We start from the raw sequence: 20,488 nt of genomic DNA on the forward strand, positions 1-20,488 counted from the left end.
GTGCCGAAAGGTGCCGTCTGTTTGTCTACGATGATAGGAGATTGAATGAAATGAGTACAATGAATTCCGGTTTGCATTGCACGATATCAGCAGAGAAGCTGCATCATCTGGTAGAAATTAATTTTGGAAGCGATACCAAAGTGAAGCAGTTTGGTCTCCTGCAAGGTGGACTTTTTAATACAACCTATCGGATTCAACTTGAACATACATCCTATACGGATGTGATTTTACGTTTGGCTCCAGAGCGGGGAGAGATGGCGGCTGGTTCTGCGAGTGATCCCCTATTTTCGTTCGAACGTACAATGATGGCGGCTGAACCGAGTGTGTATGAATATTACCGTAAGGCAGGTATTCCTGCTCCCAACATTATCGCCTGTGATGACAGCGGATCCATCATTCCAAGAACGTACATGTTTATGGAGTTTATCCCGAGTAAGCAACTGGATCACGAATCGATTTCAGATATAGACAAAGAGCGATTGTACCATCAGCTTGGCGTCTATACCGCCATCATGCATCAGATCGAGGGTGCAACGTTTGGCTGGCCGCAGGTGGACGGTTCAATTAAAGGCTCGGATCAATGGTCTGAGGTGCTGCACTCTTTTGCAGAAGAAACGGCACTTAAAGCGGCACAAGCCAATTACATGTCAGGTGTGGGAGAAGAGATCGCTGCTATTTTCATCCAAAATAAAGACTTATTTGATCAAGTGACCCGTCCGGTACTCGTTCATAATGACCTGTGGGAAGCAAATGTACTTGTTCATCAGGAAAATGGTGAGCTAAACATTGCGGCCATCATTGACGGAGATCGTTCCATGTTTGCCGACAGGGAGTTTGAAGCCATATTGTCAACAGAATCAGCGGCTTTTCATGAAGGATATGATCGTCCACTGGACTCATCCGCTGAAGGACAGGCACGCAGGCTTGCGTACCGAATACTGTCTTCGTATTTTAATGCCTACGTTCATGAACATCAGGTCAATCAACCTGAAGATGGTCAGAAGTATCACCAGCGCACGCTGGATTTACTGGAGCAATGGAAGCAACTTGGACTTAACTAATTCGCAGGGGGAATGAAGGATGAAGGAGTATCATCAATACCCGATGTGGGATGCGTCACTTTCACTTGAGGAAAGATTGGATGACCTGATTGCACGATTGACAACGGAAGAGAAGATCCGACTAATTCCTACACGCGAAGCAGCTATACCAAGACTGGGCATTCCAGCCTACAACGTTGGGGGCGAAGCTGCCCACGGGGTTGCATGGAAAGGGGAGGCAACGGTATTTCCGCAACCGCTCGGTCTATCAAGTACCTGGAATACAAGGCTCATGTGGGAGATTGGTTCCGTCATTGGCGATGAAGCGAGGGCATACCATCACCGTGATCCTGAGGTTCACGGGTTAACATTATGGGCACCAACGGTTGATCTGGAACGTGACCCACGCTGGGGCAGAACGGAAGAGGGGTATGGCGAGGACCCAGTCCTCACGGGAGAAATGTCGGCAGCTCTCGTCAAAGGTATGCAGGGAAATGATCCTTTTTATCTGAAAATGGTCGCGACCTTGAAACACTTTTTTGCCAATAATAATGAGAAAGATCGGCTAAATTGTTCATCCAGCATCGATCCGCGCAATCTGCGGGAATATTATTTAAAAGCATTTGAGACACCATTTGTGGAAGGTGGAGCCTTGTCCATGATGACAGCTTACAATTCCATTAATGGTACACCTGCCATTGAAAGTCCATATGTGAATGATGTGGTTAAGGGTGAGTGGGCGATGCCGGGTTTCATTGTATGTGATGGTGGAGACCTGTCACAGACGGTGGACTATCATGGTTATCATACCAGTCATGCCGAGTCAGCAGCAGGTGCGTTGAAGGCAGGAGTGGATTGTCTTACAGATGAAGTTGATCTTGTTGTATCTGCTCTGGAGGGGGCTCTTGACCGGAATCTGTTGGAGGTCGCTGATTTGGACCGAGCAATCCGTAACATCTTTGGTGTGCGAATGCGACTTGGACAACTGGATCAGTCCGGGCTCAATCCATATGCGTCTATTCCCGAGTCGGTATTATGTGCACCGGAACATGCCAAACTTAGTTATCGTGCCGCTGCCGAATCGATTGTTTTGCTCCAAAATGATGGATTGCTTCCGTTGCAGCCAGAAGTGTTGCAGAAAATCAGTGTGATTGGACCACTTGCCGATGTTGTCTATACCGATTGGTACAGTGGCACACTGCCTTATCGTGTATCCGTCCTTGATGGACTGCGTAATCGACTACCCCAAACAGACGTAACGTATACAGATGGGAATGACCGTATTCAGTTGAAGACAACAAACGGTCAGGTTATAACCTTGGGTGCGGAAGGTACACTCGTTGCTATACCGGAGGGCAGTGCATCCACAGCCGCCGAATTTATACATCAGGATTGGGGTTGGGGAAGTCATACGCTGAGAAGTGTGTACAATAACCGTTATGTTAGCTTAACCGAGCAAGGCATCTATCAGGCAAACGCACCGGAGATTGGTGGCTGGTTCGTGAAGGAAGTTGTTCGTATAGATCCTCTAACGGATGGAAGTAACACCTTGCGAACGTGGAACGGTACCCCTGTTGGACTGAGCGAATATCAGGGACAGTCTGCTGTATCACCACTCCGGCCACAAGGAGAACAAACTACAGCTACAGATACAAACCCGAATGATATTGGTGACTCTGGACACGCAAGTCAATCACCAGGCAATACACAGATACCTTCTGCATTCAATATTGATATTGTGACCAGCGGAATACAACAAGCCGTAGAAGCTGCACGTAGCAGTCAGGCATCTGTCGTTGTTGTTGGCAACAGCCCATATATCAACGGCAAAGAAGAAATCGATCGCCCAAGTCTGCTGCTTCCGCCGAGTCAGGTCGAGCTGGTCAAAGCTGTGTGTGAAGCCAATCCCAATACGGTAGTTGTGATTATGGGCAGTTATCCATTTGCTTTGCAGGAGTTGAAAGGTATTGCCCGCGCAATCGTGTATATGACACATGCAGGTCAGGAATTGGGGAACGCTCTTGCAGATGTGCTGTTAGGTCATTATGCCCCGGCAGGCAGATTAAACATGACATGGTATGAAGATGAATCACAGCTTCCTGACATGATGGATTATGACATTATTCAGAGTGGCATGACCTATATGTATCATGAAGGACCTGTTCAATATGCATTTGGTCATGGCCTGACGTATTCCGAATTCGAATACGAAGCGATTCGTGTAAGTCGCAGTGCTCCGGCGGAAGCCACCACCACAGATCAATTGAAGATTGAAGTGGAGGTACACAATACAGGTGAACGTGACAGTGATGAAGTTGTACAGATCTATGGATCTTCACATACCTCGCGTGTGAAACGCGCTCAGAAGCAGCTGCTTGCTTTTCGTCGTATCCATGTGAAAGCAGGGACGCGTGTTACGATACGTTTCGAGATTCCTGTTCAGAAGCTGGCGCTATGGGATGTTACCCGAGATCGATACTGCCTGGAGACAGCGACCTGGGCCATTCTGGCAGGGCGTTCTTCCGCAGATATACGCCAGTCGGCTGATATTGAGATTGAAGGTGAGACGATCCCTGATCGTCCGCTGCACGTGCTTACCTTTGCCGAGAATTATGATGCTTGTGCAGGTGTTCTGTTGGATGAATGTCTGGAAGGACGTTCGGCAGTTCGGGCATTCACTCCGGAGGAACCTTTATATCGAGAGGGTCAGTCATCCTGGATCGCTTTTCACCATAATGCTGTTCAGGAAGTAAAAGGATTTGAAGCCAGAGTGGCAGCTTTTGGGGAAGAGGGCAGACTGGAGATTCGTTCCGGAGGACTGGAGGGCGAACTGCTCGGTGTGTGTGAAGTTTCTGGACCTGCAGGCAGTGTGAATGGAAAAGATATCAAGTGGACAACGGTCCAGTGTTCGCTTGAGGCGTCACATAAGGTGAATGAGCTATATATTATTTTCAAAGGTGGAGCAGCGTTACGGCACTTTAGATTGTTGTAGTTGTAGCATGTCCTGCATAATCAACCTCCGAAACAAGCACAATAATGCTGTTGTGTGTAGAATCTGTAAAGGTGGTTGTGGTATGAACGATAAAAAGTGGGACCTCGTCGCACTTGCTTCCATCCCTTTAATTATGACCTTGGGTAATTCCATGCTTATACCGATCCTGCCACAGATTGAACGTGAGTTGAAGGTATCTGCATTTAAGGTCAGTATGCTCATTACAGTCTACGCTGTAGTTGCCATCCTGCTTATTCCTCTTGCAGGGTACTTGTCGGATCGTTTTGGCAGAAAAGCAGTTATCATTCCCAGCCTCGTTATTGCAGCCGTCGGAGGTGCTGTCGCTGGTGTGGCAGCATGGATGATGAACGGAAACATAGCCTACTGGACCATTCTGGGTGGCAGGTTATTGCAGGGAATAGGTGCTGCCGGCGCATTTCCTATCGTTATCCCGTTGGTTGGGGACATGTTCAATGATGAAAACGAAGTTAGCAAAAGCCTGGGTATCATTGAGACCTCAAATACGTTCGGTAAAGTCATAAGTCCGATTCTGGGTGCAGCGCTGGCGGTCTGGTTGTGGTATGCGCCATTCATGGCTATTCCTATACTTTGTGTGCTTTCGCTGGTTCTTGTTATTTTTCTGGTGAAGACTCCCCGGAAAAAAGAAAAGCCTCCCACCTTTCCTGAATTTGTGGCATCGATTCGTGACGTATTGAAAGAAAAGGGACGCTGGTTGTATGCGTTGTTTGCAATCGGCGGTATTTGCATGTTTGTCATCTTTGGTGTGTTATATTATCTATCCGAGACGCTGGAGAGCGAATTTGCCCTGAAAGGTGTTCTTAAAGGACTTGTCCTTGCGATTCCGCTGGCAGCGTTATGTCTGTCTTCTTTCCTGGCAGGGAAGTGGATTGGCAAGAACAAAACACGAATGAAATGGCTTGGCTTCACAGGACTTGCGCTTCTGACGGTATCCCTTGGCGTTATAGGTTTATTCGATAATATCTATGTTGTAGTAGGTCTTTTCACATTGGGAAGTGCCGGAATAGGTGCCACGTTACCATGTCTGGATGCCTTGATTACAGAAGGCGTGGACAAAAAACAGCGGGGCACAATCACGGCTCTGTTCAGCAGCATGCGATTCATTGGGGTATCTCTCGGTCCACCTGTCGTTTCTTTGCTGATCGGTTCTCATCATTTTTTGCTTTTTGGTGTGCTCGCTGCGTCTGGCGCAGTGGGCGGATTGCTCACATTATTCGCAGTTAAGCCGGATAAGGGAGACCAACCTACTTCAGGAAGCAAGCAGAAACAGGATGAAACATCTATGGATGTGATCGAGACGAGTAGAGGGTATGCTTCCATAGGTCGCAAGAGAAGTCCATTTTAGATAGATGGTGCTGTATGCTACATTCATTTCCATGGTGTCTTCACTTTAACATTCAGATCTGTTCCAATAAAATAACGCGTTTACGCCTAAGAAAGCGGATGAATTTGCTTTCTCGGTGTAAACGCGTTTTTATGTTCAGAATGACGTTAACCAATCATTCGTGTTTGCTTATATTCGACTGGCTAGTTTCGGTGTTGCCGGCTCCAGATTCTGAATTCTTGGATTGATCTTGAGGTGGTTCCGTTGCAGTGATATGAGTATGAGCGAGCAGAGCATGAGGTTCAATGGAGAAGCTACCGCTTCGTTTTCCCTGAATCAGATATATAAGCAAGAACAGAATCATAAACATTACGGAATATCGATACATATCGGTGTAACTGGTTATGGCCGCAATGGCGCCAAGAAGAAGGGCGCCGGTTGCAATACCCAGATCCAGCGAGTTCAAAAACATACCGTTAGCCATACCCCGCTGAGTAGGAGATACAACTTGAATCATCCAGGTCTGCAGAGACGACTGCATGGAACCATAACCGATCCCGTAGACAAAGGCAGCAATGAACAAGACGGACATGGAGGTTGCATACGAGAGCAGAATAAGGCCGACAGCAACGAATATTGCCCCTGGAATGAGCAGTGCTTTTGGACCTTTATTGTCATAGATCCGTCCTGCAAATGGTCTAACCAATAACACGGCGAGTGCATTGAACAAAAAGAACAGCGCAGGATTGGCCAGATTGGCTTCCTTACCATACAAAACGATGAATCCGACAAGTCCACCATAGGTGATGGATAACAGGCAGTTCAGCACACTTGGCAGAATCAGCTTACGATTGAAAGGTGTCTTCTGTTTTGGATTGGACCCTGAAGCACTTGTTGTAGCTTGTGGCATGATATTTTCACTGTTATCGGTTCTGACTGCTTTTTTGCGTGTCAGCGAATAACTCAGTGGATAGATCACAGCGAGGACACCCGCAGTACATAACATCAAGGTTACAAAACCAGCACCCTGTAGCAGAGTGACCCCAATGATTGGTCCCATAGACATAGCCAGGCTAGTCGATAGACCAAAGTAACCCATACCTTCACCCATTCGTTTGACGGGCACAATGTCCGAGGCCATCGTTGGAAAAGCGGTACTGCTCATACCAAACCCGATACCAAACAACATTCTCAGCAACAAGAGCACAGCTATACCAGCAGCAAAATAATAGCCGAGTGTTGCCAGCAGGGCTACGGACAGGCCTATATAGATCATGGCGTTACGAAGACCCTTCTCCAGTGCTTTCGCGGAATAGAGACGGGCTGCAATGGCACTTAGTGCAAACAGACAGGTGAATAAACTTACTTCAAACGCATTGGCGTGAAATCGCTCCTGAACGTAGGACGGAAGCGGAGAGACAATCATGTGCAGCTGCAAGAACAACAAGAAGTTGCACAGCATCAGTAGTATAAAATCGGTAGTCCATAGTCTAACTTGTTGTGTAGATTGTTCTTTCATGATGATGTATTCCCCCTGAGTTGTGATTCATTACAAGTTGCGGTTAATGAGGGAAAGAGTATGTTTAAATGCTTCCATCTGGTCTTCGGATATACCTTCAGCAAGTTCTTTATTCATTTCTCTTTCAATCGGAACGAGGATATCAATTAACGCTTTGCCTTCCGTGGTGAGATATAACAGATAGGCTCTGCGATCCTGTTCGCTGGTCCGGCGTTCTACCCAGCCTTTTTTCTCAAGCAGATCAATAATCCGCGCAGTGGTGGGTTGGTCTTTGAAGACACGTGCAGCGAGCTCCTTCTGATTCACACCTTCACCGCGGTCAACATTAAAGAGAACAGAAAATTGCTCTGTCGTAATATCATAAGGTTTGAATCGCGTTGCAAGTAAAGCTACTGCTTTACGATGTGTGAAACCCAGCATGAATCCAACAGATTGTTCCAGTGTATAGTCCATGTGATTGCTAGACCTCGTTTCCATAATAAAATGTCCCAATTAATTAGTTGTTACAACAACTATATGTCAAACAAGTATTTTTGTCAAAATGAAATATTCTCATATCGAACGTACATGTGCGCTGTGCAATGATCCAAAAATACTGTTAGAATAGTGATGAAACCGCTTTTATATAATCCATGTCTAGCGTGCTTGAAGAATGGAGAAAACCAATTTGCTCTAACTGATGTTGGAGATGACCAAGGAGAGCTGTGTATGCTAAAGAATATACCCGCAATAATACCTCCAGAGTTACTCAAAATCATGTCCGAAATGGGCCATGGAGACGAGTTGGTTCTGGCGGATGGCAATTTCCCCGCAGCCAGTCATGCCAAGCGACTGGTACGCTGTGATGCACTGGGAGTCGTTGAACTGCTGGATGCCATCCTGCAATTATATCCACTGGATACCTATGCTGAGCGTCCCGCTGCTGTCATGCAGGTTGTGAAAGGGGATCAGGTGATCCCGATCATATGGGAAGACTATCGCCGGTTGATTGAAGAATACGAAGGCATTACGGATGCTTTTGATCATGAAGAGCGATTTGATTTTTATAAACGTGCTTCGAATGCCTATGTGATTGTTGCAACTGGTGAGCGAGCGCAATACGCCAATCTGATTTTGAAGAAAGGTGTCATTTTCCCCGATGCTGATCCTGGTCAGGAACAGCAGAATGCTGAATCGAACTGAATAATTACGGCGACGGAGCAGTGGATGCTTTGGTCGCCTTTTTATTTTTGCCAATACGAAGTAAATATAACAAAACGTACAGAATTGGTATGGACTAGATAAGCAAGATGCAATCTGGAAGCGCGCATGAACGAATGTCAGCTCACTGCTCAAGATACTACAAACTTTGATGCAGATGATGAATGGGGAAAAGGAAAGGACTGTTTTACAATTGAAGAAAAATATAAACGAAGGAGTTGAGTGAAATGCAGCACCGCATCAGACAAGCAGGTCTTCCTGATAGTAACGAAGTGGGACAATTGTTCAATGAGTACAGGATGTTCTACAACCAAAATGCTGACATTGAGGCAGCACGTCAGTATATTAGAGAACGAATGGAACGCCATGAATCGGTGATTTTGGTAGCAGAAAAGCCAATCTCGAATGGCTTAATTTGCACCGGATTCGTTCAGCTGTATCCCAGTTTCAGTTCAGTATCGATGGGGCCTGTCTGGGTGCTAAATGATCTATATGTGCATCCGGATTATCGTCAGCAAGGCATTGCCAGGAAGCTCTTGCAAGCAGCCAAGCAATTGGCATCTGAGCGAGGAGTTCTTCGTATATCACTCTCAACTGAGTTAAGTAACAAACAAGCGCAGTCTTTATATGAATCCGAAGGATATGCACAGGATACCAAATTCATGTATTATGAACTTAATGTATAAGAGGTTGCTCAAAAAGACGCACTATATGAATGAATGGCACACTCGTGTCGTCGGCAACAAGGGAGGGGAGTCGCAACATGATGCAGTGGATTGCCATGATCACGATGTTAATTGATCATATAGGGGCTGTCTTTTTTCCACATATTATAGAGTTGAGGATCATAGGTCGTATCGCCTTTCCAATCTATGCTTTTGCAGTGTATATCGGTTATAAACATACACGAGACGTACAAAAATACATATGGCGGCTGTTCTGGATCGCGATCATATCACAGGTGCCGTTCATGGCTGCGTTTAATCATTATTCTCTAAACGTGGTGTGGACATTGTGGTCAGCCCTGTTGGTATTATTCGTTATCGATAAATTGCCATCCAAACTACTGGGGATTCCGATTGTAATTGGAGCAGGTTGGTTCATGGAAATTAGCCAAATGGATTACGGGATGTACGGGTTGTTATTGGTTCTGTTATTCCGTTATTTCCAGGGTCCTGTGCTTGTCGTGGCACATGTCTTGTTAAATGCACTATATCTTCTGCTGCATAACAGCTCTGTGCAAATGTATAGTGTGCTCGCAACCGCCGGCATTGCTATTGCTCAGTATTACCAGGCGGGATTCCGTATGAAGGGGCCACGTTGGGTCTGGCGTTATTTCTATCCAGCTCATCTTGCCATCATTGCAATTATCCGATGGGTCTAAAAAATGATTCAGAAATGCGAAGTAAAGAAGCCATCTTATCGTCAGTGAATGACGATAGATGGCTTCTCTTTGTGTGACCTTATTTATTAATTAATTGTTAATGACAGAGTGAACTTTATTCCATTGCTGTAGAAGTGCCCTTATGGTCCCGAATTGCGGCGGGGAAGTACCCAATCTGAACAGCGTAGTCTAACATGGCGGAGATGAAGCGATCATCTGTTCTCGCACATGAGATACCGGCTGGTTCCACATAAGCCGTTGTGACAGGGCAGGCATAGACATAAGCTGAATCCTTCGCACCGTCGCCTTCAAGCTGTGCAATAGCCAACTGAAGAGCCTCAGGCTCCTTGCTAATGCTTGCATCGAACAACCAACGTGTGTAATCCGCAAAAGGTAGCGTTTCGACTTCATAACCAGCCCGATTTACAGAACGGATCAGCTCATCATAGCGGATGGGCTCTGGATTACAGATGTGGAATACACGGCCAGCTGTATCCTGACGTAAGGCCAGATGAACGATAGCTTCACTCGCATAGTTAATCGGTGTAAAATCAACCATCCAGTCAGCCGCAGGAGCCTTGCCGAGCAATAACATCGCTTTGATCATACGATAGAAGGCGTTGCTATCAATATTGGACTGGAAACGTCCAGTTTCGGAGTGGCAAGTGAGATTACCTGCACGATAGATGCTCACAGGTACACCTTGCTCGGCGGCAATCATGAGCACTTTCTCGGCTTCAAGCTTGCTGTCCGAATACAGGTTGTCCACATGCAAGTCAGCCGGGAACCGATCATATTGCAGGGAGGATTCCCATTGTCCGCTGAGTGCGAGGTCTTCCGGAATCCCCATCGTGGATACATGGTGGAAGGAGGCCCCAGGTTTGCTGCGAATCAAGTCTAGCAATGCGACCGTTCCTTCCACGTTTGTTTTGGCGAACTGATCGGCATCTCCGAAATGACGTACGTCTGCAGCGCAGTGGATGACACGGTCAATTCGTTCTTGGACATAAGCCCTTTGTTCAGCAGACAGACCGAGATTAGGTTGTTCGAGATCCCCTTCAATAATCTCCAGGCGAGTGGAGAGTTGGTCAGTCAGTTGTTTGCCGAAATAACCTTCAAGCACGTTAGTCAAACGTTCCATTGCAGTTATTCCATTGGATGGTCGACGAACAAGGGTGTAGATTCGTGTACTGGAATTCAGAATTAACTGTTGCAGCACATGAGAGCCCAGATAACCGGTTGCTCCAGTCAGCAACACATGCTCAGGTTCACGAATGAGCGGATACCCCAACTGGGATGTTAGCTCCACAGGGTGTTCGGATAATTGTGTAATCATACCTTCGGTCATCACTGAATCCGTAACTTCTGCAGCACTGAGAGACAATACTTCCACACGACGAGCGAGAGCACGGACTGTTTTCTCGGCAAAGAAGTCGGCAATTTTCAGTTGCGGATAATGTGGCTTCAGAATGACCAGTACATGAATGACCCGGAGTGAATCCCCACCGATATTGAAGAAGCTGTCTTCGACACCGAAGTCATCGTGCTGAAGGATTTCTTTCCATGCGTCCAGGATAATGGATTCCGTCTCCGTCTCAGGCATGACCCGGTCAGGGCGATCTTCATGTCGTTCCACATGAGGCAGGGATACCATCGCTTTGCGATTGATTTTTCCAGTCGGTGCAATTGGCATTTCATCCAGCTGACAGATCCACTTCGGTACAAAATAAGAAGGAAGTTTCTCCGTCAGTTCAGCCTTGATGTCCGAAACAGAGAGGGTACTGCCATCTTTCGATGTAAAGTAACCAACCAGCATATTTTGTCCATCGGATTCTTTCTTCGGAATGACGGCAACGTTCTGGATCTGATCAAGCCGTGCAAAGTGATCTTCAATCTCCCCGATCTCAATCCGATGACCACGAATTTTTAGCTGAGAGTCACTGCGACCAACATATTCGAGCAACCCGGTATCCAGCAATTTGGCAATATCGCCAGACTTGTAGATTTTCTCACCTATCGCAAACGGGTTCTCAATGAATGCTTGCTCAGTACGTTCTGGTTGATTCAGATAACCTTTGGCCAGTGCAGGGGTAGCAATATATACCTCACCAGGTACACCTGCCGGACAGAGCTGTTGTTCTTCATTCACAATGTATACTTTGTAGTTATGAATCGGCTTACCGATAGGGATGTTCACCACATGTTCGGGAACTTGCTCACTGATGCGGTGAGTAGTTGTGGCTACCGTACATTCGGTAGGTCCGTACACATTAACAATATCAATCTGGTTTCCAAACTTGCGCTGGAAGGCACGAACTTGTTCACCATAGAGTGCTTCTCCGGCTACAGTAATGATTCGGACTTTGGCCAGCTTGTGGAAACCTTCATCGGATAAGTAGGAAGCAAGTTGATTGAAGAAAATCGTAGGCAGTATCGTAATGATGTTTGTTCCTGTTCGTTCAATTGCACTTGCGAATTCTTCAACGGATACACGTTCTTCCGCAGACAACAGATATAATTCTGCTCCATAGAACAAGGCGCCAATGGTATCCCACACGGATGCATCAAAGCTGTATGTAGCAAACTGGGTTAATACATCACCTGGTTGAATGTCACAATCACGCTGAACCACACTGCCAAGATTGGTTACACCCCGGTGGGCAATCAGTGCACCTTTGGGTTTACCGGTCGACCCTGACGTGTAGATAATATACGCAAGATCGTCTGGCTGAATATCCAGATTGGGGTTACTTGCTGCAAAGCCGGCTAAACGACCATCCACAGCGAGAATCTGACGGACCGTAGCTATACTGGAGAACAAGCTAGAAGCTTGGGCATAAGAAGCCTCCGTTGTCAGCACGAAGGAGGACGCCGTATCTTCCACGATATAACTGTTACGTTCTTGTGGATGCTCAGGGTCGATCGGAACATATGCACCACCTGCCTTCAGAATACCAAGCAGGGAGATGATCGTCTCCAGACTTCGATCCATAAAGATACTGACGAATTCACCTTTCTGCAATCCATTGGATAACAGAACACGTGCAACCTGATTAGCTCGTTCATTCAATTCCCTGTACGTATAACTTTTGGATGGCGATGTTATCGCCGGTGAATCCGGATATGCCGCGGCCGTTGCTTCGAACCAGCCATGAACCGTTTGATTCTCTGGTTCGAGAACAGAAGTATCATTCATTTCACGGTAAAGCAATCGATCTGAGGCGGAAAGTATATCTACCGTACCGATTGCTTTCTCACCGTCACGCACAAGGGCGAGTAGAAGAGTCTGATAATATTCTGCATATCTCAGCACGGTAGACTCTTTTAACAGTGAACTATCATAGAACAGATCGAGGATGAGCATGTTCTGATCATCTCGAACGTTCCAATTTAATATTTGAGGAGCTTGAGGCAACTGTACACTATTCAGCATAAAAAACGATTCAGGGTATCCACCGTTTTGCAACGTGTATTCAATCTTGAGCTGCTCTGAAACCAGATGACATAGTTGGCTGAAGGTCAATTTCCCATGAATCTGTAATGAAAGGTAGGAAGCTGCCTGATCGGGGGAAAGTATACCTATGGCAAGTTCCTGTTCAGCTGACAATCGGAATAACAAGGCTGCATAAGCTGAGAGGAGTACCGGGTACACCATCTGTTCTCCATACTTCTGTTTAAGTTCACGGCTCAGAGAAGCATGTAATGTGATTTGAGCAGACTGATAAGAGAATGATTGTTGACGTCGCCCAAAATCCAGTGGAATCTGCAGAACTGGCAAGCTAGATTCCATGGAATGGGAAGAAGATGGTTGGTTTTCAATCACTTCAGTTATTCCTCCTTGGTTCAAACCGAATGTTTGTGGATTTGAATTATTGTTTGCTTACATTGAAATGAGAGATCAGTTCTTGGAGTTCCTCAGACATGCTGTTAAGGCGTGTGGAGGAGTCTACCAGTGTAATCAAAGATGCTTTTTGCTCATCAACAGATGAGGAAATTTGTTCACTGCTGTTTGCTGTCTTACTTACGCTTGAAGACAAGTCATCTGCTGTAGCGGTCATTTCCTCCGTACCCGCAGAGATTTCTTCCGTCGCGCTTGATACTTCCTGAATCTGATTAGATACTTTTTTCGCTGCTTCTAAAATATCTTCGAACAGTTGTCCTGTTTGATCGGCTACGCTGAGTCCTGTATCTACTTCTGACGTACCTTGTTCCATTGCACGTACAGCTTGTTTAATTCCAGCTTGAATCTCTTGGATCAATACGCCAACCTGGCTCGTTGCTTGTTCAGACTGCTCAGCAAGTTTGCGTACTTCACCTGCAACAACTGCAAATCCTCTTCCTTCTTCACCAACACGAGCTGCTTCAATGGAAGCATTAAGAGCAAGCAAGTTAGTCTGGCTAGAGATTCCCGAGATGATATTGAGAATATCTCCGATTTCCTGTGAACGACTCTCCAGAACCTCAATGGCAGAAGCGGTATTCTTAACCGATTCCGTAATCAGATTCATCTGTTCAGATACCTGACGGACAACGCTGTTACCTTGTTGCGAACGACGTTCCATCTCATAGGCTTCATCCGCTACACTTGCCGAGCTGCTGGCAATCGTCTGGATTACGGTAGCCATCTCGGACATGGCACGTGCACTATCCCGGGTTGCCTGTTCCTGTGAACGAATGTTGGAAGTGATTTGAGTCACATTATTATTGATAGAATCTGCATTCTCACTGTTGCGCTCGGAAACTTCATATAGCTCTTTTGCAGACTGATTTACTTCTTGTGATGTGATTTGCACTTTAACGATAGTGTCGTTGATTTTGCGAACCATGGTGTTGAACTTCTCGTTAACGAGTCCCAGATCGTCTTTGCCTGTCGGAATGTTGACATTCAAATTGCCCCGACTTACGTCATCAATTCCTTTGATCAAGTGACGGATAGGGGAAAGTGTGTTTTTAACTACAAGGTATTGAATAATCAGGAATAACAGCAAGAAGGCCACAAGGATGATAATTCCGTTTTTGAGCAAGGAGTTTAGTCCCGCAGGTACGGCTGATGCATCTGCATCAATGGCAAAATATGAGAAAATCTTTCCGTTGCTGTCTTTGATTGGATATGCAATGGTTGTCCATGTTCCGAAATCATCGGAATAAAATGTTGTGAATGTTGGGCGATCCGTATTAAGCATTTCTTTCAGTGCATTGGCTACAACGACCGGCTGCTCATACATGTCACCAATATTTACGTTCTCACTTTGAAAAGCCTCTCTTAGGTTGGTCGGCATCGCTACAAGGGAAGTTAATCTCTTGTTATCGCCACCGAGCTCAACACCGAAGATGTAGGCTTGTGCAATGTTAGGATAATATTCTTGCATCTCATCGAAATACGCTCGTAATTTCGTTTGTGTTGCTCCATCATAGCTACCTTCCGCAATAGCAGCTTGTACCTCGGTAGGATTGATATCTTCAGCCCACTTTTTGGTAATTTGTTCCACCTGTCCATGCAGCTGATCAACAAGAACTGTTTTTTGAAAGTAGTAACTGCTTGCGATAAGTGCTACCCCGATGATGATGATATTAGTAAATGAGAGTAACAAATTTTTGGAGAAAAACGACATGCTTTTCCAACTTAATGATTTCACTAAATTCCACTCCTGATCTTCTTTAAATTAAGAAACTTTAGGGTTGCTTTGGTACAGTGAACTAGATCATTCCGTGATCCCCTCCAAAGGAAATTTATGCGACCATGGTCTTGGTTTATCAGTCGCTTTCGTAGAGACTTATGTACCGTATGAACCATAGGTGTCTAATTATTAAAACACATCTATAATTAATATGTCGTATAAAATGTCGTTAAATTGAATAGTATCGTTAAATTTTTTTTAATATTTTACGTATTTATGGACATATCAGATGGTTTATAGGTATTTAGAACTGTTTATTTTAAAATTTCCCATTTTTTAGCTTCATTCTGTATTCTATAACATGGTGGGTAAAAATACATCCTTCAACAAAACAAAAATATGATGGAAAAGATGCAACAGAAGGCACGGATATACATCGGAAGCGGTTTTATCTATAATAACTACATATGCATTTCTCAAATTATGAGCAGCGGGGGTTTATAGATGAATCTTAAACAGATAGCAGCAGAGCGTGCGGCAGAATATGTTGAAGATGGAATGAAGGTTGGATTGGGTACAGGTTCAACAGCTTATTATGCCATCTGCCGAATCGGTGAGCGGGTACGTGATGGATTGAACATTCAAGCGGTTGCCACTTCAGAGGCTTCGGACAAGCTTGCCCGTGAATGGGGGATTCCCATCGTCCCATTTGACCAGATTGGACGTCTGGATCTGACCATTGATGGCGCTGATGAAGTAGATCCCGATTTTAACCTGATTAAAGGGGGGGGCGGGGCTCTTTTGCGTGAGAAAATCGTAGCAGCCAATAGTGACAAATTGATTATTGTAGCGGATGGCAGCAAAGCCGTGCAAAAGTTGGGAAAATTCCCGCTTCCAGTTGAGGTGGTTCCATTTGCTTCTGAGTGGACCTTCCAGGCGCTCGAAAAATTGGGGTGTCAACCGCAATGGCGGATGGATGGACAGCAACGTTATCTGACAGACAACGGAAACCTGATAGCAGATTGCCACTTGGAGGCGATTGATCACGCTGCGGATCTTAATGTTCGATTGAACATGTTACCAGGTGTTGTTGATAACGGACTATTTGTGGATATGGCTAGTACACTCATTCTTGCCAATTCGGACGGAAGTATCGAAGAGCTTCATCGTTCTTAATATGGAAGAGGGTGCTTTGCATCGTATGAAAGAACTGCCAATCGTTGATGGTGAACTTGTACTCAGGTGTGTGGAGAAACAGGATCTGAAAGAACTCTATGAATTGATCTACAGTGATGACGTACCTGAATGGAAGCAATGGGATGCACCCTATTACCCACTTAAACACGAAAGTTATGAAAGTTTTGAACAAGGTATGCTCAAACGTATGAACGTTGATCCAGGCGATTCCAAACCCGTATCAATCCGTATTATTGAATCCGACAGACAAATTGTGGGTACAATCAGCTATTACATAGAAGATGAGTTATCCATGTGGCTGGAAATGGGGATTGTAATATACAGATCTGTCCAGTGGGGACGCGGGGTTGGCACACGCTCACTTGTCATGTGGTCAAGTCATTTGTTCGAACAGATGCCTTTGGTTCGGGTTGGATTGACTACTTGGTCTGGGAATGAACGTATGATGCGTGCGGCTGTGAAAGCAGGATTACAGGTGGAGGGGCGAATGCGGAAGTGTCGTATCGTTCGCGGGCAGTACTATGATTCAATTCGTATGGGGATGCTCCGTGAGGAGTGGGAGCAGAAGCTGGCCTCTCATACGAGCCGAAATGTAAACAACTGATGGAGGATTATTGAAATGCTGAACACGGAGGACAACCGGGAACTGTCTTTACAATTATTCGTGGTTCTTGTTCGGGCCTACAATTCTGTGACCTCACGTTCCAATCGGGACATCCAGAGTCACGGACTGAATACGACAGAATTTGGTGTGCTTGATTTGTTATATCATAAGGGACCGCAGGCATTGCAAAAGATTGGTGAAAAGGTGTTAATGTCCAGTGGTAATATTACGTATGTTGTAGATAAGTTACAAAATAAAAATCTGCTATTTCGTCGACCATCCAAGGAAGATCGGCGTGTCATTTACGCTGAGTTAACCGAGGAAGGAAGAGAATTATTCACACAGATATTTCCTCAACATCATCAGGTCATCATTGATGCTTTGGAAGGACTCGACCCTTCCGAGAAAGTGGATGCGATTAAGATGTTGAAGAAGCTGGGATTGGCGGCAGAAGGGAAAACTGACTTGCGTTCATAACGCAGGTCAGTTTTTTTTGTGGAACTCGAAAAGTACAGGCATATACTGGCTGACTGACTTGCAAGGCCCTCCATAATATAGGAAGATTGTTCTATACATTCATCGTGTGTAAAACATGATCATCGAAAGTTCATGTATAATGGAACAGAACGATTAAGAGCGGAATGGATGGATTGGATCAAGTAGAAGAACCTATCCCGATTGCAAGTTAGCTAACATCGATCTCATTCTGGATTATTCACGAATGATGATGGAGATGTGATGCGGGTAGAGGAGAGGTGCATCTATGAGTCATCAAGAAGCAGGAGAACGTTTGCTCCAAGAATCTGCGAACTTAGCTGATAAAATAACGGAGAAACAGTATCTCAGACAGCCCGATTTACTTGAGCGATTTGGCGAGAATGGAAAAATGCGCACCAAACAGGATTCGGAGTATAGCTTGAACTATTTGGCAGAAAGTGCGCTCGTACAGAGTCCAGGTCTGTTTACTCAGTATATTGCCTGGCTGAAAGTTCTACTTGAGGGTTACAAGGTATCACCAGAAGACCTGGTGATTAATCTCAATCTGATCAAAGAGACATTGGAAGAAGAATTTGACCATCCGTCAAAGGCACTTCTGCTCGAGTATCTGGAGATGGGAATATATAGAACAACACATATGGAGTCACAGGCGGGTTACATCAACGAATCCATGCCATATGGAGATGCCGCGCAATCGTACTTACAGTGCTTGCTTGAGAATAAACGGAAAGAAGCCTTTGAGATCATTGAAGCCCAGTTAGAAGCCGGGGTGACGATTCGTGATATTTATCGATATATCTTTCAGCCTACCCAATATGAAATTGGACGATTGTGGCAATGCCATCGTATCAGTGTGGGGCAAGAACACTTTTGTACGGCAGCGACCCAGTCATTCATATCACGTCTTTATTCCCGCTGGCTGATTCATACGGGTCAGGATAAAAAACTAGTGGCTACCTGTGTAGGTAGTGAGCAACATGAGATCGGACTGCGTATGCTCACAGATGTGTTCGAGATGGAAGGTTGGGATACGCACTATCTGGGAGCCAATGTTCCCAATGGAAGTGTCATAGAGGCTATAGAGCTGCATCAGGGCGATGTTGTTGCGATATCGGTTACGATGACGTATCACCTTCATCTGGCCAAAGAGTTGATTCATCTGATCCGTCATCATCCGGCAACGGCACATGTGAAAATTATGGTTGGGGGATATCCCTTTAATATTGATCAGGAGTTGTGGAAAACGATAGGAGCAGACGGTTATGCTCCAGGAGCCGATGAAGCGGTAGCGGTTGCAGAACAATTACTGGCTCAGCCAGCTACATGCAATCAGCTTGATATGGTTAGGGATTAAGAGAGGGATGATGTGATGTCTAATGAGAGCGGAGAGATACAGAGGCTACGCAGAACGATTGAGCAGTTATCGGATCAGATGATTCGGAGTAAAGAGCAAGAGGAACGGACACTTGCAGAATTCTCGGATATGAATAATGAACTGGTGACACTCCAGCGTCTGCTTGCAAAAAACAATAACAGTCTTGAAGCTGCACGTCAGCAAGCAGTAGATGCAGGTGATTCAAAAATCGCATTTATTGCAGGCATCAGTCATGATTTTCGTACGCCATTAAATGGCATATTGGGGATGGCTGAGATGCTGAAGTTGTCTCCCTTGTCTGAAGAACAGGAGAATTCAGTTTCCGTTATACAGGATGCTGCCAAACTGCTGCTTAAGCTGATTCAGGATCTTCTGGATCTGTCCAAACTTGAGGCGGGTCAGATGCGACTTGAACTGGGAGAAGTGGATCTGCAAGAGACGATAAACTATATTGTTCGTTTGCTCGAACCCCAAGTCAGAAAGAACGGAAATCAGTTATCCATAGACTGTGACCCCAGAATCTCTACTCCTCTTGAAGGGGATCCAACGAGGATTACACAGATACTGATCAATCTAATTCAGAATGCGAACAAATTCACATCAGAAGGTACGGTGCGGATACGAGTCGCCCTTATGAAAGATGATGAGATTACACAAATGATCCGATTTGAAGTCGAAGACACGGGCATTGGTATCTCGGAAGAAGATCAGAACCAGTTATTTCAACCCTACGTGCAGACTGAACGAGGACGCTCAAGTGAGTATGGAGGAACGGGCCTTGGATTATCGATCTGCAAGTCGCTCGTTACACTGATGGAAGGTCAGATTGGAGTAGACAGTCAGGAGGGTGAAGGATCAACATTCTGGTTCGAACTTACACTTGGTAAGAAAGACGGTAACCAGTCTGTTGCTTCCGCTCAAGAGCATCAGGGGCAGGATACGGATGATGAAGCTCCTTCTGTATCTGTATTGCTGGCCGATGATAATGTCATCAACCGACAGCTTGTTATGTTACAGCTCAAAAAACTGGGAATAACCCAAGTGGACGCTGTAGTGAATGGGGAAGAGGCAATAGCTGCTTTTCTCAGCAAAAAATACAGTTTGGTTCTCATGGACTATATGATGCCATTGATGGACGGTTTGGAGGCAACACGCAAAATCCGCTCGATAGAAATGGATGAAATGCGCCATACCACACCCATTATTGCAATGACAGGTAATGTCATGCAGGGAGAGAAAGACAAGTGTATGGAAGCCGGAATGAATGACTTTATTGGCAAACCCTTCACACTGGAAATTCTGAGTAAGATGATCGAGAAGTGGCAGCAATCCTCCGAACCGACAGAGGTACTAAATATGAGCATCGTACATGAGATTGCGGAATTAAACACCGATGGCGATCGTACACTCCTTGGTATGTTGTTGGATATGTATCGTACCGAGACACCCGGCAAGATTGAGGTGCTGCGCAGACATATTGTCTCTGGTGACCATGTTGCTGCAACCGAGGTAGCTCATGATCTGAAATCAGGGAGTCTGAGTCTGGGGATTCGTTATTTATCAACTTTATTTGCCCGGATAGAGCAGTTCGCGAAGGAAGGTCAATCACGGAAAGCAGAACCTTTGCTGGATGCTTTGTTACCCGCCTATCAAGCAGCATGTGCATCACTGCAACGAGTAAGTAAAGAATGAACATAT

15 protein-coding genes are annotated in these 20,488 nt (G+C 45.5%); 11 read left to right on the forward strand and 4 right to left on the reverse strand.

What is annotated here, in order from left to right:
* Positions 1–50: 50 nt before the first annotated feature.
* From MHI12_RS10560 to MHI12_RS10570, 3 genes are all read left to right on the forward strand, one after another.
* Positions 51–1,061: a phosphotransferase family protein gene (locus MHI12_RS10560; protein ID WP_405172332.1), complete on the forward strand. Its 1,011-nt coding sequence runs from the start codon at positions 51–53 to the stop codon at positions 1,059–1,061.
* A gap of 19 nt (positions 1,062–1,080) precedes the next feature.
* Complete coding sequence (locus tag MHI12_RS10565; protein WP_405172333.1) at positions 1,081–4,032, forward strand: glycoside hydrolase family 3 C-terminal domain-containing protein; 2,952 nt, start codon at positions 1,081–1,083, stop codon at positions 4,030–4,032.
* 82 nt (positions 4,033–4,114) lie between these two features.
* Positions 4,115–5,416 carry an MFS transporter gene (locus MHI12_RS10570; protein ID WP_405172334.1) on the forward strand — a complete coding sequence of 434 codons (1,302 nt, stop codon included), beginning with the start codon at positions 4,115–4,117 and terminating at the stop codon, positions 5,414–5,416.
* 154 nt (positions 5,417–5,570) lie between these two features.
* On the opposite strand, the gene MHI12_RS10575 is transcribed toward MHI12_RS10570, so the two are convergent.
* Together MHI12_RS10575 and MHI12_RS10580 are read right to left on the reverse strand one after the other, a co-directional pair.
* Positions 5,571–6,914, reverse strand: coding sequence for an MFS transporter (locus tag MHI12_RS10575; RefSeq protein WP_405172335.1), 1,344 nt, complete (start codon positions 6,912–6,914; stop codon positions 5,571–5,573).
* A 30-nt stretch (positions 6,915–6,944) separates the two neighbouring features.
* The gene (locus tag MHI12_RS10580; protein WP_405172336.1) at positions 6,945–7,391 is read right to left on the reverse strand and encodes a MarR family winged helix-turn-helix transcriptional regulator; all 447 of its coding nucleotides are present in this window, start codon (positions 7,389–7,391) and stop codon (positions 6,945–6,947) included.
* 231 nt (positions 7,392–7,622) lie between these two features.
* Between MHI12_RS10580 and MHI12_RS10585 the strand changes: the two genes are divergently transcribed.
* From MHI12_RS10585 to MHI12_RS10595, 3 genes are all read left to right on the forward strand, one after another.
* Positions 7,623–8,096: an RbsD/FucU family protein gene (locus MHI12_RS10585; RefSeq protein ID WP_036609525.1), complete on the forward strand. Its 474-nt coding sequence runs from the start codon at positions 7,623–7,625 to the stop codon at positions 8,094–8,096.
* A 245-nt stretch (positions 8,097–8,341) separates the two neighbouring features.
* Entirely contained in the window at positions 8,342–8,800 is a 459-nt protein-coding gene (locus MHI12_RS10590) for a GNAT family N-acetyltransferase (RefSeq protein ID WP_405172337.1), read from the forward strand.
* Positions 8,801–8,877: 77 nt separating this feature from the next.
* Complete coding sequence (locus MHI12_RS10595; protein WP_237176010.1) at positions 8,878–9,498, forward strand: TraX family protein; 621 nt, start codon at positions 8,878–8,880, stop codon at positions 9,496–9,498.
* A 115-nt stretch (positions 9,499–9,613) separates the two neighbouring features.
* Here MHI12_RS10595 and MHI12_RS10600 read toward each other — a convergent pair whose 3' ends face one another.
* Together MHI12_RS10600 and MHI12_RS10605 are read right to left on the reverse strand one after the other, a co-directional pair.
* A complete protein-coding gene (locus MHI12_RS10600) occupies positions 9,614–13,288 on the reverse strand; it encodes an amino acid adenylation domain-containing protein (RefSeq protein WP_405172969.1) in 3,675 nt (1,224 codons plus the stop codon).
* Positions 13,289–13,367: 79 nt separating this feature from the next.
* Positions 13,368–15,110, reverse strand: a complete 1,743-nt coding sequence (locus MHI12_RS10605) for a methyl-accepting chemotaxis protein (protein ID WP_264930698.1) — start codon at positions 15,108–15,110, stop codon at positions 13,368–13,370.
* A 510-nt stretch (positions 15,111–15,620) separates the two neighbouring features.
* Here MHI12_RS10605 and rpiA point away from each other — a divergent pair.
* From rpiA to MHI12_RS10630, 5 genes are all read left to right on the forward strand, one after another.
* The gene (gene rpiA, locus MHI12_RS10610; RefSeq protein WP_405172338.1) at positions 15,621–16,292 is read left to right on the forward strand and encodes a ribose-5-phosphate isomerase RpiA; all 672 of its coding nucleotides are present in this window, start codon (positions 15,621–15,623) and stop codon (positions 16,290–16,292) included.
* A gap of 25 nt (positions 16,293–16,317) precedes the next feature.
* Entirely contained in the window at positions 16,318–16,917 is a 600-nt protein-coding gene (locus MHI12_RS10615) for a GNAT family protein (RefSeq protein ID WP_341006862.1), read from the forward strand.
* Between the two features lie 15 nt (positions 16,918–16,932).
* Positions 16,933–17,394, forward strand: a complete 462-nt coding sequence (locus MHI12_RS10620) for a MarR family winged helix-turn-helix transcriptional regulator (RefSeq protein WP_017689273.1) — start codon at positions 16,933–16,935, stop codon at positions 17,392–17,394.
* A gap of 286 nt (positions 17,395–17,680) precedes the next feature.
* Positions 17,681–18,769, forward strand: a complete 1,089-nt coding sequence (locus MHI12_RS10625; RefSeq protein ID WP_405172339.1) for a B12-binding domain-containing protein — start codon at positions 17,681–17,683, stop codon at positions 18,767–18,769.
* A 15-nt stretch (positions 18,770–18,784) separates the two neighbouring features.
* Positions 18,785–20,482, forward strand: coding sequence for an ATP-binding protein (locus MHI12_RS10630; protein WP_405172340.1), 1,698 nt, complete (start codon positions 18,785–18,787; stop codon positions 20,480–20,482).
* Positions 20,483–20,488 lie beyond the last annotated feature (6 nt).

The sequence above is a fragment of the Paenibacillus sp. FSL H8-0280 genome (assembly GCF_045040665.1).
Taxonomy (GTDB): domain Bacteria; phylum Bacillota; class Bacilli; order Paenibacillales; family Paenibacillaceae; genus Paenibacillus; species Paenibacillus xylanexedens_A.